This is a genomic window from Bradyrhizobium sp. YR681, from assembly GCF_000282615.1.
Lineage (GTDB): Bacteria > Pseudomonadota > Alphaproteobacteria > Rhizobiales > Xanthobacteraceae > Bradyrhizobium.
This window is the reverse complement of sequence record NZ_AKIY01000328.1, coordinates 1-14,598: the sequence shown is the minus strand read 5'-3', so window position 1 is coordinate 14,598 and position 14,598 is coordinate 1. Positions and strand designations below refer to the sequence as shown.

General features: G+C 64.1%; 12 protein-coding genes. 2 read left to right on the top strand and 10 right to left on the bottom strand.

Annotation, left to right across the window (positions count from 1 at the left end; genetic code table 11):
• The first annotated feature begins 42 nt into the window (after positions 1-42).
• Positions 43-1,782 carry a methanol/ethanol family PQQ-dependent dehydrogenase gene (locus PMI42_RS35240; protein WP_008144242.1) on the top strand — a complete coding sequence of 580 codons (1,740 nt, stop codon included), beginning with the start codon at positions 43-45 and terminating at the stop codon, positions 1,780-1,782.
• A 263-nt stretch (positions 1,783-2,045) separates the two neighbouring features.
• Here the strand turns inward: PMI42_RS35240 and PMI42_RS35235 are convergent, their stop codons facing one another.
• From PMI42_RS35235 to xoxF5, 7 genes are all read right to left on the bottom strand, one after another.
• Complete coding sequence (locus tag PMI42_RS35235; protein ID WP_008144239.1) at positions 2,046-2,306, bottom strand: hypothetical protein; 261 nt, start codon at positions 2,304-2,306, stop codon at positions 2,046-2,048.
• A gap of 54 nt (positions 2,307-2,360) precedes the next feature.
• Entirely contained in the window at positions 2,361-4,673 is a 2,313-nt protein-coding gene (locus tag PMI42_RS35230) for a xanthine dehydrogenase family protein molybdopterin-binding subunit (RefSeq protein ID WP_008144237.1), read from the bottom strand.
• Between the two features lies 1 nt (position 4,674).
• On the bottom strand, positions 4,675-5,127 hold the full coding sequence (locus PMI42_RS35225; RefSeq protein WP_008144235.1) for a (2Fe-2S)-binding protein: 453 nt from the start codon (positions 5,125-5,127) through the stop codon (positions 4,675-4,677).
• Between the two features lie 602 nt (positions 5,128-5,729).
• On the bottom strand, positions 5,730-6,293 hold the full coding sequence (gfa, locus tag PMI42_RS35220; RefSeq protein ID WP_008144233.1) for an S-(hydroxymethyl)glutathione synthase: 564 nt from the start codon (positions 6,291-6,293) through the stop codon (positions 5,730-5,732).
• 33 nt (positions 6,294-6,326) lie between these two features.
• On the bottom strand, positions 6,327-7,436 hold the full coding sequence (locus PMI42_RS35215) for an S-(hydroxymethyl)glutathione dehydrogenase/class III alcohol dehydrogenase (protein ID WP_008144231.1): 1,110 nt from the start codon (positions 7,434-7,436) through the stop codon (positions 6,327-6,329).
• 61 nt (positions 7,437-7,497) lie between these two features.
• Positions 7,498-7,989 (bottom strand): c-type cytochrome, methanol metabolism-related, encoded by a 492-nt coding sequence (locus PMI42_RS35210; protein WP_008144229.1) that lies wholly within the window; start codon positions 7,987-7,989, stop codon positions 7,498-7,500.
• 112 nt (positions 7,990-8,101) lie between these two features.
• Complete coding sequence (xoxF5, locus tag PMI42_RS35205; protein ID WP_008144226.1) at positions 8,102-9,910, bottom strand: lanthanide-dependent methanol dehydrogenase XoxF5; 1,809 nt, start codon at positions 9,908-9,910, stop codon at positions 8,102-8,104.
• A 514-nt stretch (positions 9,911-10,424) separates the two neighbouring features.
• Between xoxF5 and PMI42_RS35200 the strand changes: the two genes are divergently transcribed.
• The gene (locus PMI42_RS35200) at positions 10,425-11,393 is read left to right on the top strand and encodes a helix-turn-helix domain-containing protein (protein ID WP_008144224.1); all 969 of its coding nucleotides are present in this window, start codon (positions 10,425-10,427) and stop codon (positions 11,391-11,393) included.
• 20 nt (positions 11,394-11,413) lie between these two features.
• On the opposite strand, the gene PMI42_RS35195 is transcribed toward PMI42_RS35200, so the two are convergent.
• The 3 genes from PMI42_RS35195 to PMI42_RS35185 all read right to left on the bottom strand — a co-directional run.
• The gene (locus PMI42_RS35195; RefSeq protein ID WP_008144222.1) at positions 11,414-12,403 is read right to left on the bottom strand and encodes a Bug family tripartite tricarboxylate transporter substrate binding protein; all 990 of its coding nucleotides are present in this window, start codon (positions 12,401-12,403) and stop codon (positions 11,414-11,416) included.
• Between the two features lie 110 nt (positions 12,404-12,513).
• Positions 12,514-13,536, bottom strand: a complete 1,023-nt coding sequence (locus PMI42_RS35190; protein ID WP_008144220.1) for an FUSC family protein — start codon at positions 13,534-13,536, stop codon at positions 12,514-12,516.
• A gap of 236 nt (positions 13,537-13,772) precedes the next feature.
• The coding region (locus PMI42_RS35185) for a substrate-binding periplasmic protein (protein ID WP_008144218.1) at positions 13,773-14,598 on the bottom strand (826 nt) is incomplete at its 5' end.

The window sequence follows — 14,598 nt, the reverse complement described above, 5'->3', positions numbered from 1 at the left end:
ATTCACAACAAGAATTCAAACGGATGAAAAAGGGGAACGTCCATGAAAACGTCGATCACCAGGAAGCAATGGTACCTGTCCGGCTTCGTCGCCTTCACCTGCCTCGTCTCGACCGCCGCCGTCGCCGGCCCGATCGAGAACTACGCGCCGGTCACCCAGCAGCGTCTGGAGAATCCGGAGCCCGGCAATTGGATGCTCTATCGGCGCACCTATGACGGGCAGGGCTACAGCCCGCTCGACCAGATCAACGCCTCGAACGTGAAGGGTCTCACACCGGTCTGGACCTTCGCCACCGGCGTCGTCGAGGGCCACGAGGCGCCGCCGATCGTCAACAACGGCGTGATGTTCGTGGCAACGCCGATGGGGCAGGTGATCGCGATCAACGCGAAAACCGGCGACGAATACTGGCGCTACAAGCGGCAGCTCCCCGACGATCTGTTCCAGTTGCATCCGACCAGCCGCGGCGTCGGCCTCTGGGAGGACAAGCTCTATCTCGCCACCACTGACGACCATGTCGTCGCGCTCGATGCCAAGACCGGCAAGGTGGTGTGGGACACCAAGGTGCAGGATTACAAGAAGGGTCAGTACATGACCCTGATGCCGCTGATCGTCGACGGCAAGGTCATCGTCGGCGGCTCCGGCGGCGAGTTCGGCGTGCGCGGCTATGTCGCCGCCTACGATGCCAAGGACGGCAAGGAACTGTGGCGGACCTACACCATTCCCGGTGAAGGCGAGCCCGGTCATGACACCTGGCAAGGCGAGGACTGGAAGAACGGTGGCGGCTCGGCCTGGATGACCGGCAATTACGACAAGGACACCAAGACGATCTATTGGGGTGTCGGCAACGCCGCGCCATGGCCCGGCGAGATGCATCCCGGCGACAATCTCTACACCTCGTCGGTGCTCGCGCTCGATCCGAACAACGGCAAGATCAAGACCTATCACCAATATCACCAGAACGATTCCTGGGACTGGGACGAGGTCGAGGCGCCGATGCTGATCGATCTGCAACGCGACGGCCGCAGCATCAAGAGCCTGGTCCATCCCGGGCGCGACGCGATCTTCTGGGTGCTCGAGCGCACCCCGACCAAGATCAACTACGTCGCCGGCTGGCCGTTCGTCTCCACCGACGTCTGGAAGGGCATCGATGCCGAGAGCGGCAAGCCGATCGTCGATCCCGCCCACAAGCCGATGGTCGGCAAGCGGGTGGAGTTCTGCCCGTCACTGTGGGGCGGCAAGGACTGGCCGTCGGCGGCCTACAGCGAAAGGACCAAGCTCGTCTATGTGCCGGCCAACGAGAATTTCTGCGGCGGCTTCACCGGCGAGAAGGTACCGCTCAAGCCCGGCGAGCTCTGGCTCGGTACCAAGCCGGAAGACATCGGCCTGAAGACCAAGCCCGGCGCGGATCATTTCGGCGAGCTCCAGGCCTGGGATCCCGCCACCGGCAAGAAGGTGTGGCAACACAACTTCCCGAAATCGCAGCTGTTCGGTTCGGTGACGGCGACCGCGGGCGATCTCGTCTTCGTCGGCGGCACCAACGACCGCAACTTCCGCGCCTTCAACGCCAAGACCGGCGAGCTGTTGTGGGAGCAGAAGACCAACTCCGGCATCATGGGCATGCCGGTGTCCTATGAGATCGACGGCACCCAGTACATCGCGATCCAGTCGGGATGGGGCGTCGATGCGCAGCGCATCCAGGATGCGCTCGTCACCAACAATATCGGTATCGAGGCCAACGTGCCGCAAGGCGGCGTGATCTGGGTGTTCGCGCTGAAGAAATAGCTCCGCGGGCGGATCGAAAGAAGCGGAGCGTCAGGGGGGGGGTGGCGAATGCGGCGGACGGCAACGTCTGCCGCATTTGCGTCATCCGTCTCCCCTTGCGGGAGAAGGTGGCGCGAAGCGCCGGATGAGGGGTTTTGTCGGCGCACACGTGAGCAAGTGAGCATGCGCAGAGATACCCCTCACCCAAGTGAGTTCGCGTCTACCAGCATCGCTGTCCTCTCCCGCAAGGGGCGAGGGCACATCGATGCACAGACGCGCGCCGACTACTTCCCCTGCCGGTCCACCTTGTCCTTCTCCTTCTGGTTCATCTCCTGAACCTTCGGATCGGTGCTGCTCTGCCCGGTGGTCTGGGTGGTCGAAGCGGGCGGGGCGGTGGCGTTGGGAAGGGAGTTCTGGTCCGGCGCGGTGGGGCGCGTCGCCGTGGTCGGCGGCGTCGTGTTGCTCTGCGCGAACGCGCCTGTCGTCGTCATGAAAAAGGCGCTCGACAGCAACGAGACTGCGAGCGCCCTTGAGATGTTGGTCATCGATCTGCTCCTGTCAGATCGATGGAAACGGCGCGAGGCCGTTCAATGTTCCGCTCAAGCCTCCAATTGCTTGCCGAGCGGCAGGCTGCGGATGCGCTTGCCGGTCGCCGCGAAGATCGCATTCATCAGCGCGGGCGCAAACGGCGGCACGCCGGGCTCGCCGACGCCGCTCGGCGGCGTGTCGGGTCCGGGCGGCACGATGTAGACATTGGTCACCGCGGGGGACTCGTCGATCCTGATGACCTGGAAGTCGTCAAAGTTCTTCTGCTCCACCTTGCCGTCCTTGAAGCTGATCTCGCCATATTTGGCGAGGCTCAGGCCCATGATCGCGGCGCCCTCGATCTGCGAGGCGATGCGCTCCGGGTTGACATAGGTGCCGCAGTCGATGGCGGTATCGACCCGTGGCACCGTCAGCTTGCCCTTGTCGTCGACGGCGACCTCGACGATGGTCGCGATGTAGCTGACGAAGCTGCGGTGCACGGCAATGCCGAGGCCGTGGCCCTTGGCGACCGGCCGCCCCCATTCGCCCTTCTCGGCCACCAGCTCGACCACCTTGCGCAGGCGCGCGGTGTCGATCGGGTAGCTGTCTTGCGGTTCGCCATAGTTCCACATGTCCTTCACCGCCGGCTTGACGATGCGAGGTGTGCCGATCAAGGCAAGGAGCGTCTCCTTCTGGTCGCGGCCGGTCGCAGCCGCGATCTCGCCGACCATGGATTGCACAGCGAAGGCGCGCGGGATGTTGGAGACCGAGCGGAACCAGCCGATGCGGGTGAACGCCGCAGCCTCCGGGTTCTCGCAGGAGATGTTGGCGATCTCGAACGGCATGTCGACGAGGCCCATGCCGAGCTCGAACGCCGCTTCGTGCTTGGCGCCGGCGGCGAAGGTCGATGCGATGGTCGGTGCCACGCTGCGATGGCGCCAGGCGATCACCTTGCCGCTCTTGTCGAGTCCCGCCTCGATCCGTTCCACGGAGACCGTGTGCAGGAAGTCGTGGCGGACGTCGTCCTCCCGCGTCCATTGCACCTTCACCGGCGCGCCGAGTTCCTTCGAGAGGAGGGCGGCCTCGAGCGCAAAATCGCATTTCGACTTGCGGCCGAAGCCTCCGCCGAGCAGCGTCACGTTGACGGTGACGTTGCCTTCGGGAATGCCGAGCGTCTTGGCGACGTCCTCGCGGGTGCCGCCGGGGCTCTGCACCGGCGCCCAGATCTCCGCCTTGTCGCCCTTGACGTCGGCAACCGCGACAGGGGGCTCCATGCTGACATGGGCGAGGTGCGGCAGATAATATTCGCCGACGATGACCTTGTCGGCGCCCTTCAGCGCGGCATCGGCGTCGCCCTCCTGGCGCACCACGAGACCCGGCTTGCGCGAGGCCTCCTCGAGCTCCTTGCGATAGGCGACCGAGTCGTATTTGCCGTTGGCGCCGTCGTCCCATGTGAGCTTCAGCGCGTCGCGGCCCTTGATCGCCGCGCCGGTGTTGCGGGCGATCACCGCGACGCCGCCGAGCGGCTGGAATTTCGACGGCCACGGCCAGCCGCGCACCTGCATCACCTTCTCGACGCCGGGCACCTTCAGCGCCGCGTCCGGATCGAACTTGACCAGCTTGCCGCCGGTCACCGGCGGCCGCGCGATCACGGCATATTTCATGCCGGGCAAGCGCACATCGGCGCCGTAGCGCGCCTTGCCGGTGGTGATGTCATGGAGATCGACGATGCCGACCTGGCCCTTGCCGAGATAGCGGAAGTCCTTCGGGTCCTTCAGCTTGAGGCCTTCGACCGCAGGCACCGATTCCTTGGCGGCGTCGGCCGCGAGCTCGCCGAAGCCGAGCTTGCGCCCGCTGGCGCTGTGGACGACCTCGTGATTGACGGCTTTGACCTCCGTCGCCGGCACGCCCCAGCGCTTGGCCGCGGCCTGCTCCAGCATGATGCGGGCGGAGGCGCCGATCTGGCGCATCGGGATCAGATAGTGCCGCGTGCTGCGCGAGCCGTCGGTGTCCTGGTTGCCGAACTTGACCTCGTCGCCGTGGGCCTGCTGCACCTTGACTCGGGACCAGTCGGCCTCCATCTCCTCGGCCACGATCAGCGGCAGGCTGGTGCGCACGCCGGTGCCCATCTCGGAACGGTGGGCGAGGATGGTGACGGTGCCGTCGGGCGCGACCGCGACGAACACGCGCGGATCGACCACGACGCCATGCGGCATCTTGCCGGCGCCGGTCTCATAGGCCAATGCCTGGCGCGACATCACGGGCGCGGCGAGCACGAAACCGCCGGTGATGCCGAGACCCTTCAGGATGCTGCGGCGCGAGACCTTCTCGACACGGATGTTTTTTTCAAAGCTGTGAAGCTTCCGGGGATTGTCGATGAAATTCATGTCACACTCCCGTCGATGCGAGGTGGACCGCGTTCTCGATGCGCTGGTAGCAGCCGCAACGGCAGATGTTGCCGGACATCGCTTCGCGGATCTGGTCATGCGACGGCTTTGGATTGTCCATCAGCAGAGCTGCAGCCTGCATGATCTGGCCGGCCTGACAGAAACCGCATTGGGGAACGTTGACCTGGCGCCAGGCCTTCTGGACCGGATGATCGCCGTTCGGATGCAGCCCCTCGATCGTGGTCACCTCGCGTCCGGCCACATCGTTGATCGACGTGATGCAGGCGCGCACCGCCTCCTTGTCGACGATGACGGTGCAGGCGCCGCACAGGGCCTGGCCGCAGCCATATTTGGTGCCGGTCAACCCGGCCTCGTCGCGCAGGAACCAGAGTAGCGGGAGATCCGGGTCGCCGTCCCAGCTCTGTTCCTGGCCGTTGATCTTCACCTTGATCATGATCGTCCCTCGCTCTTCATAAGCATGAATTCAAATTCGCCGATTCCGGCCGGCGATGGTTGGTTGTTTCGCCGCATCACTGCCGTCATCCCGCGCGGGCAGATCCCGGAGGGAGGCAGGAACGCCAATGGCGATGTCTGGATGTGCTCGATACCTCCCCGTGTTGTTCTTGCTTGATTGAACTTCGCGCGGCATCGTGACGGCGCGAACATAGCAGAGATGGCGCCGGCCCGGCGTTCACAGCCGAGTGTTCTTGACGGGAAAAGACTGCAACGCAGGTTTGTCAAAAGCAGGGCGCGGCATCACGCCGCGCTTGCGAGACAGGCACGACAAAAAAAGCTTCGTCCGGCAGAAGGACTGCACGGACGAAGCAGGATGCCTCAGTCGAGGGAGGGAGAAACGCAGAGTCGCGGACTTCGAGCGGGAAGCGGGCGGCACTGCGCAGTCATTCAGAGACCAGGACTGAGGAGCTCACGGCCCTCATACGCAGAGGGCGGGGCAGCGGCCTCGCCGCGATCGTTCCGGGGCCGGACCCATCCGGCTCGCTGGTGGTGGTTCAGACCGGCGAGCGGATGGGGCAGGACGAAGGTCTGGCTGCCTCGTTAGGCCGCTTTGGCTTTCGCGACGTGGGTCGCGATTGCGTCCATCAGTGCCGGGGACAGGCAGTCATAGGGCTCGAGCCCGATTTCCTTCAGCCGCGACCGGATACCGGCCATCTGCTCCGGCTTGACGCCGGATTCGATCACCGAGGAAACGAAGGCGGCGAATTGCGGCGCCTGCGAACCCTGCTCCTGGAACAGCTCGGGATGGATGAAGTCGAGGCCGTAGAACGGATGGTTCTTGTTCTCGATGCGGCCGTACATGTGGGTGCCGCAGGCCTTGCAGGCGTGGCGCTGGATCACCGCGGACGCGTCGACGATCTCGAGCTTGTCGCCATTCTCGAGCACGCTGACGTTCTGGCGCGGTACCACGGCGACGACGGAGAATGTCGCGCCCTGCGGCTTCCAGCACTTGGTGCAGCCGCAGGCGTGATTGTGGGCGACGTCGCCCTTGATGCCGACCTTGACCTGGTGGTCCTTGCATTTGCAGGCGAGCGTGCCGCCGGCAAATTGGCCGGTGCCTTGTTTGAGACCGCTATCGATCGAGGGATGGAGTGCAACAGTCATGGGTCGATCCTCCTTGGGGGTGACGCTTTCGAGCTAGTACACGACGACGGAACGGATGGATTTGCCCTCGTGCATGAGGTCAAATCCCTTGTTGATCTCTTCGAGCTTGAGCACGTGGGTGATCATCGGATCGATCTGGATCTTTCCGTTCATGTACCAGTCGACGATCTTGGGCACGTCGGTGCGGCCGCGGGCGCCCCCGAAGGCGGTGCCGCGCCAGTTGCGCCCGGTGACGAGCTGGAACGGGCGGGTGGCGATCTCCTTGCCGGATTCGGCGACACCGATGATGATCGAGGTGCCCCAGCCGCGATGGCAGGCTTCGAGCGCCTGGCGCATCACCGTGGTGTTGCCGGTGCAGTCGAAGGTGTAGTCGGCGCCGCCGTCGGTGAGGCCGACGAGGTGCTGGACGATGTCGCCGGTGATCTTCTTCGGGTTGACGAACTCGGTCATGCCGAACCTGCGGCCCCAATCTTCCTTGGAGTCGTTGATGTCGACGCCGATGATCTTGTCGGCGCCGGCCATCTTGGCGCCCTGGATCACGTTGAGACCGATGCCGCCGAGGCCGAACACGACCACATTGGAGCCCGGGGTGACCTTGGCGGTGTTGACCACGGCGCCGACACCGGTGGTGACGCCGCAGCCGATGTAGCAGCTCTTGTCGAACGGCGCGTCCTCACGGATCTTGGCGACCGCGATCTCCGGCAGCACGGTGAAGTTCGAGAAGGTCGAGCAGCCCATATAGTGATATACCGGCTTGCCCTTGTAGGAGAAGCGGCTGGTGCCGTCGGGCATCACGCCCTTGCCCTGCGTCGCGCGGATCGCGGTGCAGAGATTGGTCTTCTGGCTCAGGCAGCTTTTGCACTGACGGCATTCCGGCGTGTAGAGCGGAATGACGTGGTCGCCCGGCTTCACCGAGCTCACGCCGGGGCCGATCTCGCGGATGATGCCGGCGCCCTCATGCCCCAGGATCGACGGGAAGATGCCCTCGCTGTCGAAGCCGTCGAGCGTGTAGGCGTCGGTATGGCAGATACCCGTCGCCTTGATCTCGACCAGGACTTCGCCGGCTTTCGGTCCTTCCAGATCGAGTTCGACGATCTCGAGTGGTTTCTTGGCTTCGAAAGCGACGGCGGCACGTGTCTTCATCGGTAACTCCTCAAATTCTCGAAAGGACGCCAAGAAGTAGTCTTGGCAGCCCTCGTAACGTTCACTTGTGGCCCATGCAGGCGTCTTCCGCCTTGGTGTAGACCTCGTTCTTCTCTTCCTTCTTGGCCGGACGCTGCCGGCCCCACGCCTCGTCGGAGCGGGCGCGGAGATAGACGTAGAGGTCGTCCATGTAGCAGGCGACGTTCGGATTGTCGCCGAAGGCCGGCATCACGTTCTCCTGCGCGGTCGAGATGTTCTTGCGGCCGGAGGCGACGACGCCGAGGAAGTCGCCATAGCTCATCGTCTTGACCGAATCCTTCAGCGCCGGTGCGTAGGTGGAGCCCATGCCGTCGGGCCCGTGGCAGACGTGACAGTCGGAGTGATAGCGGCGGTATCCGGAATAGGTGAACCAGTCCACGGTGCCATCAGCTGAAATCTTGTAGGTCGGGTTTCCTTCCTTATCGAGCCATTTGCCGTCGTCTTCCTTCTTCACGGCGGTCGGGTCGCCCGGACCGTCCGCTTGTGCGAGTCCTGCAGACCCAACGAAGATCATCGCAGCAATGACTGAGCAGATTATACGCAAGAGATTGTCCTCGAAGGCATCAGGAGGAGACGAGCCGGCGCGTGGAGTTGATCCACGCGCCGGAGCGACACGAAGGTTAGGGCTAGTTCGCCGGCAGCGAGAACACGGTCAGCGTACCGCCGAGCGCCGTGTAGTTGCTGAGGGCTGCATAGCCGCCGACTGCGCCGAGACCGGCGGTCGGATCGGTCAGACCTGCGGCCAGACCGATACCGGCCCAGCCACCGACGCCCGAGAGCACTGCGACGTACTGCTTGCCGCCGTTCTCATAGGTCGTGACGTTGCCGATGATGCCGGAGGGAGTCTTGAACTTGTAGAGCTCCTTGCCGGTCTTGGCGTCGACCGCCTTCAGGTAGCCTTCGAGCGTGCCGTAGAACACCACGTTGCCGGCGGTGGCGAGCGCACCCGACCAGACCGAGAACTGCTCCTTGTTCGACCAGACGATCTTGCCGGTCTTGCCGTCCCAGGCGATGAAGTTACCCATGTGGGTTTCGCCCGCCGGCGGATACATCGAGAGCGTCGCACCCACATAGGGCTGGCCCGCGGTGTAGCTCACCTTGAACGGCTCGTAGTCCATGCAGACGTGGTTGGTCGGAACGTAGAACAGCTGCGTGTCCGGCGAGTAAGCTGCCGGCTGCTCGTCCTTGGTGCCGAGCGCGGCCGGGCAGATGCCCTTCACGTTGTGGTCTTCACCGGCCTTGTCGGTCGAAGCTGCGTCGAGCACCTTCGGACGGCCATAGGTCGGCGAGTTCTTGTCCATGTCGACGCCGGAGGTCCAGTTCACCTTCGGATCGTACTTTTCGGCGACCAGAAGTTCGCCGGTGCCGCGATCGAGCGTGTAGCCGAGGCCGTTACGATCGAAATGCGTCAGCAGCTTGCGCGGCTGGCCGTTGATCGCCTGGTCCGAGAGGATCATCTCGTTGACGCCGTCATAGTCCCACTCGTCGTGGGGCGTCATCTGATAGACCCACTTGGCCTGGCCGGTATCCGGGTTGCGGGCCCAGATCGTCATCGACCATTTGTTGTCGCCGGGGCGCTGCTTCGGATTCCAGGTCGAGGGATTGCCTGATCCGTAATAGACGAGGTTCAGCTCGGGATCGTAGGAGATCCAGCCCCAGGTGGCGCCGCCGCCGATCTTCCACTGATCACCCTGCCAGGTCTTGAGGCTCGAGTCCTTGCCGACCGGCTTGCCGAGTGCGGTGGTCTTCTCGGCATCGACCAGGATCTGGTCATCCGGCCCTTCCGAATAGCCGCGCCAGGCCAGCTTGCCGGTCTTGATGTCGTAGGCGGACATGTGGGCCTGGACGCCGAACTCGCCGCCGGAGATGCCGATCAGCACCTTGTCCTTGACGACCATCGGTGCCGAGGTGCCGGTCTCGCCCTTGCCGGGATCGCCATTCTTGGCGGTCCAAGCGACCTGGCCGGTCTTGGCGTCGAGCGCGACGAGGGTCGTGTCGGCCTGGTGCAGGAAGATCTTGCCGTCGCCGAAGGCGAGACCGCGATTGACCGTATCGCAGCACATCACCGGGATGACGTTCGGATCCTGCTTCGGCTCGTACTTCCAGACAATCTTGTTCTCGTTCGAAAGGTCAATAGCGTAGACCTTGTTCGGGAATGGCGTGTGGACGTACATCATGTTGCCGATGATCAGCGGGCCGCCTTCGTGGCCGCGCAGCACGCCGGTCGAGAAGGTCCAGGCGACCTGGAGCTTGCCGACGTTCTGTGCGTTGATCTGGTTCAGCTTGGAATAGCGGGTATTGGCGTAGTCACCCGTGGGCATCACCCAGTCTTTCGGGTTCTGCGCCATCTTGTTCAGCTCGTCATTGGCTGAAGCGCCGCCGACGGCGAGTGCCGCCGCGGAGCCAAGAAAGGTCGCCAGTAGTACCTTGCGCATAGTTATTCCTCCGTTGGTCTCGTTTATTGTTTCCGAAGCATTGCTCAATCACCGGGCTTCTCGTCCGGCGTCTGCTCGTGCAGGGCGGTCACGTCTGGGACCAGAAACGATGCTGTGCTGTTTCCTCCTCCGGATGAGAGCTACGGGTCCACGTGCAGGAGCGGCCCGTTCTTGTTGTTCCTGCCGCAATCCCTAACGACTTCGCCATCGGGAAACTTGCCCAAGAGGGAAGCCGCTTTGCTTGATAGCGCACGGACACGAAGATTTTGATTTTGCAGTAGCGAATTCAGCGGCTTCCGCATCGCTTCGGGGGCGAGTTCGCCGCTCAGGTTCCCCTTGACGGCGCTGCAACTAAGGCGGAGGATTAACTTTCAAGGGTGGCAATGGAACGATGGCGCTCGTTGCAAAAGACCGCTCAAATTCGAGGTAAACGTCACGCAATCACGGCAGAGGGCTCCGGCAGCGCTGGTCGCGATTCGCGTCGAATTTCCGGATCAAACCAGTGGCTGGATTAATGTCCGACACAATTCACACGCTCTCGACGACAGGCATGACGCCGAAGCGGCAGATCCAGAGCTGGATCGACGGGCTGACGAGCCTGTGCGGACATTTCGATGTCGATCCGCTGGAGGCGTCCTCGCTCGAAGGCCGCATCGACTACACCAGCGTCTCACGCCTGAAGCTCTGCCAGATCGAGGTCAGCCAGCATCGCATCGCGCACACGCTGGCGCGCGCCAAGGCCAACGAACACCCGTACATCAAGATCCACTTCCAGACCTACGGCGTGTCCTATTTCGAGCAGGAAGGCCGCCATATCGAAATCAACCCGGGCGACATCATCGCCTATGACGTTTCCTGCCCGCATTCGATCATCAGCCCTGCCTTCACCCGTCACGACGTGGTGATCGTGCCGAAGGCGCTGCTGCGCGACCGCGGATTCCCGTCGCAGCGGATGCCGGCGTGCAAGCTCTCGGCGAAGACGGGCACCGGGCGGATCGCCCATGATTTCGTCCATGCCACCTTCGACGAGGCGGCAAAATTGTCGGCGAACAGCGCGGTCGGCGTCGCCGATTCGCTGATCGACCTCTTGCTGCTGCCGCTGCGCGAGGCCGACACGGGGTTCGATCGTGTCGGGCCCGAGGCGATGTATGTGCGCGCCCAATTCTTCATCCGCGAGCACCTGCGCGATCCGGATCTGTGCATCGACCAGATCTCCACCGAGCTCGGCTGCTCCAAGCGCTATCTGCACATGCTGTTCAGCGAGCGCGGCACCACGGTGAGCGATTATATCTGGCAGGCCCGGCTGCAGAATTGCCGCCAGGAGCTTGAGGCGCACGGCGGCAAGACCATCACCGACGTCGCGTTCTCCTGGGGCTTCTCCAGCTCATCGCATTTCAGCCGCGTCTTCCGGAAATATTTCGGCGTGGTGCCGTCCTCGATCCACAAGGCCCAGCAGGGCGCGGTCGTCGCAGACGAGCATTAGGCGGGCAGCTGCCTCGAGGCTCAGGCCGGCTCGAGGCCGAGCGACTGCGCGCTCTCGATCCAGATCGGCAGCTCGCGCTGATACAGCGCGTTGGTTTCCTTGAAACCGATCGCCGGCTCGAGCACGAAGGTTGCGAGAACCTCCTTCACCTTCGGATCGCTGTTGGCGGCCACGCACAGCTCGGCCAGGCGGTCCACGACCGGTTGCGGCGTCGCCTTCGGCACGGCCCAGCCGGTAAAACCGCTCACGGTGAAGAATTTTGACGTCGCCCCCTGTTCGGGGAGAGTCTTGATGGCAGGGATCGCGTCGACCTTCTTCGAATGCACCGCGAACACGGTGCCGCGGTCGCTCTGCAGCACGGACTGCGCCGCCGTGAAGCTGCCCATGGCCGCATCGAGCGTGCCTTCCAGCATCCCGGTCCACATCGGCGCCTCGCCGCGGTAATGGACCGGCTCGATGTTGAGGCCATACTGCTTGTTGAGCTCGTTGATCGTCATGTGCGGGGACGAGCCCGAACTGTAGGTACCGAAATTCACCTTGCCGCTTTTGCGCGCGAAGGCGACGAAATCCTCCAGCGTCTTGACGCCGGTCTTGGGATTGGCGACCAGCAGCAAGCCGGCGCCCGGAATGATGCTGACCAGCGTCAAATCCTTGTCCATGTCGTAGCCGGGATTCTTCATCACCACCCGGTTCATGATGTAGGTGGTCGAGATCGAGCACAGCATGGTGTGGCCGTCGGGCTCGGCGCGGGCGACTTCCGCGGTGCCGATCGCGCCGGAGGCGCCCGGTTTGTTTTCGATGACGACGGTCTTGCCGACCTGCTTGGAGATGAATTCGCCGTAGGCGCGGGCGAGCAGGTCGGTCTGTCCGCCGGCCGGATAACTGCAGATCATGCGGATCTGCCGCGATGGCCACGCGGCTTGCGCCGAGGCGCCGCGCGAAACGAAGGGCATCGCGAGGGCACTGGTGCCGGCGGCGACGAAATGGCGGCGATCGAGTTTGGCGGACATGATTCTCTCCCTGATTTTGGCCGAACCTACTGCATCAGGCTGGCGCCGCCATGGGCGGCAGCCGAGACAGATTGGCGCATTCGGGCGCCCGCGCAGTGCTTAATTGCGCGTCATCCGGGCGATCTGGGTCTCCGCAGGACTCGCAGCCAGACGATCTCGGTCAGGGCCACCGCAATCAGGCCGAAAGTACCGCCGATCAGCACATTGACGATACGCTCCTCCGCGATCCCGCTGGCACCGCCGGCGAAGGAGGCGGCCAGCGCGATGAAGAAGCAGCGCAGGCCGAAGCCGAGGACATAACGGGAGAACGAGATCAGCGTCAGGGTGGCCGCGAGAACCGCGAGCGCATAACCGACCCGGCTCTGCGGCAGCACACTGCCGGCGAGGAACCCCAGCGGCACGCCGACGAGGGCGCCGATCGCACGCTGCTTCAGTTTGTCGGTGGAGGCCGTGAGATCGCCGACCACGACGCTCGCGGCCGACCACATCACCCATTGCCCCTGCGCGAGGTCGAGGATCTCGACCAGCGCAGCCGCCGCGAACACCGCCATGGCGGTCGCCAGCGCGGGCAGAAACCACGTGGCCGCGGGCGGTCCGAACGAACTCGCGGCATCGCCGTCCCGTCGCTGGTCGTAGATCCGGATGGCGCAGACCAGCGCCAGCGCGATCGGCGAGGAGACAATGATCACGCCGGCATGCCGTATCGCTTCCGCGGCGTTCACGCCCTCCCGCACCTCGCAGGCGAGATAGACCGCGGGGATGAACACCCAATTGCCGAGCATGCGGAAATCTTCGCCATAGCGCGTCCCCGCCACGGCGAGGAAGCCGGCAAGCGCCGTCAGCACCACGAACAGGGGCTTGATCGGGGCGGCAAGGAACAGGGCGGCAAAAGTGACGAGGATGGCAAGGTAGTGCCACGCGACGACCTTCGGCGGCAGGTGGAGCCTGAGCGCCGGAATGAGCAGAGAGACGGCGACGAGGCCGAGATTGAGAAGGGCCGTTTCTCGCGCGATGAAATAGGCGGCCACCATCGGGCCGACAACGATCAGCGCGCGCAGCAGTTCGGCGCTCTTGATTTCGCGCGAGAGGAGATCGCGAAGGTTGGCGGCGATGGGCGTCGTGGGGGAGTTCACGGGGCACCAAAGGGGCGGATGAAAGCGCGGGCATCATACGCGCTCATGGTGCGGGTAGGCGAGTCGATGTCGGTGCCCCACGCTCCGTCATTGCGAGCGCAGCGAAGCAATCCAGAGTCTTTCCGTGGGAGCAGTCTGGATTGCTTCGCTGCGCTCGCAATGACGATGTGGAAACGGCCGTACGCAAGACCGCAGGTCTCGTCCCCCGGACGTAGCGCGTCCGGGACACGAGAGCGTCACCGCTGAATGATCTTCATCCAGACATCGCCCAGAATCGCAGGCTCGCGCGGCGGCAAATAGGTGAGGCCGGCCTGGTTGCCGAATTCTGCGATCTTGCCTTCGGCGGCGAGCTCACTCAGCGCCTTGTTGACGACCTCGATCAGCGCGGGATCGCTGGCGAGCCCGGCATAGCCGCGATTGGCGCCGATCGGATAATAGTAGCCAGAGGCAGTGATTGCGCTGTCGGGATGCGCGGCGCGGTGGGCATCGAAGCGGCCGAGGTCGATCAACGTCGCGTCATAATCGCCGCGCTGGAGGGCGCCGAGGAGGTCGTCGCGGCCCGGGACGAGATGGGTGATGCTGTCGATCAGACGCCCTTTGTCGAAGGTCATCAGGATGGCGTCACCCAGCGATCCGCTCTCGATCGCGAGGCGAAGCCCGGCAAGATCGCCGATGCCGGCGATCTTGCGGCCCTGCGCCTTCGGCCCGAGCACGACGGTCATCGGCGAATAGACGTAAGGCTGACTCGGCGCGAGCACGCCGAGCGCGACGCGGCGTCGGCGGTCGTCACGCGTGGCGCCGGCAAAGTCCGGCAGGCGCGCCGTCTTCATGCCGGGCTTGACGAGGGAATCCTGCGTCAGCGCGTAGCCGCCGACCAGCGAGCAGCGCCCATCGGAGAGCAGCGCATTGGCCTCCAGCTGCGGGCTCGAATCCTCATCCAGCTTGCTCTCGAACCACTGGATTTTCAGTGGCCGTCCGATCCGCTCCGCGATCGCCTGCGCCAGCAGCACGTCGAAGCCGGCATCCGGCTTGCCCTTGTGGTGCAGCGAGAGCGGCGGGCGG

Bases quoted from the DNA above. Each gene is read 5' to 3' on its own strand.
- PMI42_RS35215 (WP_008144231.1), bottom strand. From the start codon at position 7,436: ATGAAGACACGTGCCGCCGTCGCTTTCGAAGCCAAGAAACCACTCGAG.
- xoxF5 (WP_008144226.1), bottom strand. From the start codon at position 9,910: ATGCGCAAGGTACTACTGGCGACCTTTCTTGGCTCCGCGGCGGCACTC.
- PMI42_RS35225 (WP_008144235.1), bottom strand. From the start codon at position 5,127: ATGATCAAGGTGAAGATCAACGGCCAGGAACAGAGCTGGGACGGCGAC.
- gfa (WP_008144233.1), bottom strand. From the start codon at position 6,293: ATGACTGTTGCACTCCATCCCTCGATCGATAGCGGTCTCAAACAAGGC.
- PMI42_RS35235 (WP_008144239.1), bottom strand. From the start codon at position 2,306: ATGACCAACATCTCAAGGGCGCTCGCAGTCTCGTTGCTGTCGAGCGCC.
- PMI42_RS35210 (WP_008144229.1), bottom strand. From the start codon at position 7,989: ATGATCTTCGTTGGGTCTGCAGGACTCGCACAAGCGGACGGTCCGGGC.
- PMI42_RS35200 (WP_008144224.1), top strand. From the start codon at position 10,425: ATGTCCGACACAATTCACACGCTCTCGACGACAGGCATGACGCCGAAG.
- PMI42_RS35195 (WP_008144222.1), bottom strand. From the start codon at position 12,403: ATGTCCGCCAAACTCGATCGCCGCCATTTCGTCGCCGCCGGCACCAGT.
- PMI42_RS35230 (WP_008144237.1), bottom strand. From the start codon at position 4,673: ATGAATTTCATCGACAATCCCCGGAAGCTTCACAGCTTTGAAAAAAAC.
- PMI42_RS35240 (WP_008144242.1), top strand. From the start codon at position 43: ATGAAAACGTCGATCACCAGGAAGCAATGGTACCTGTCCGGCTTCGTC.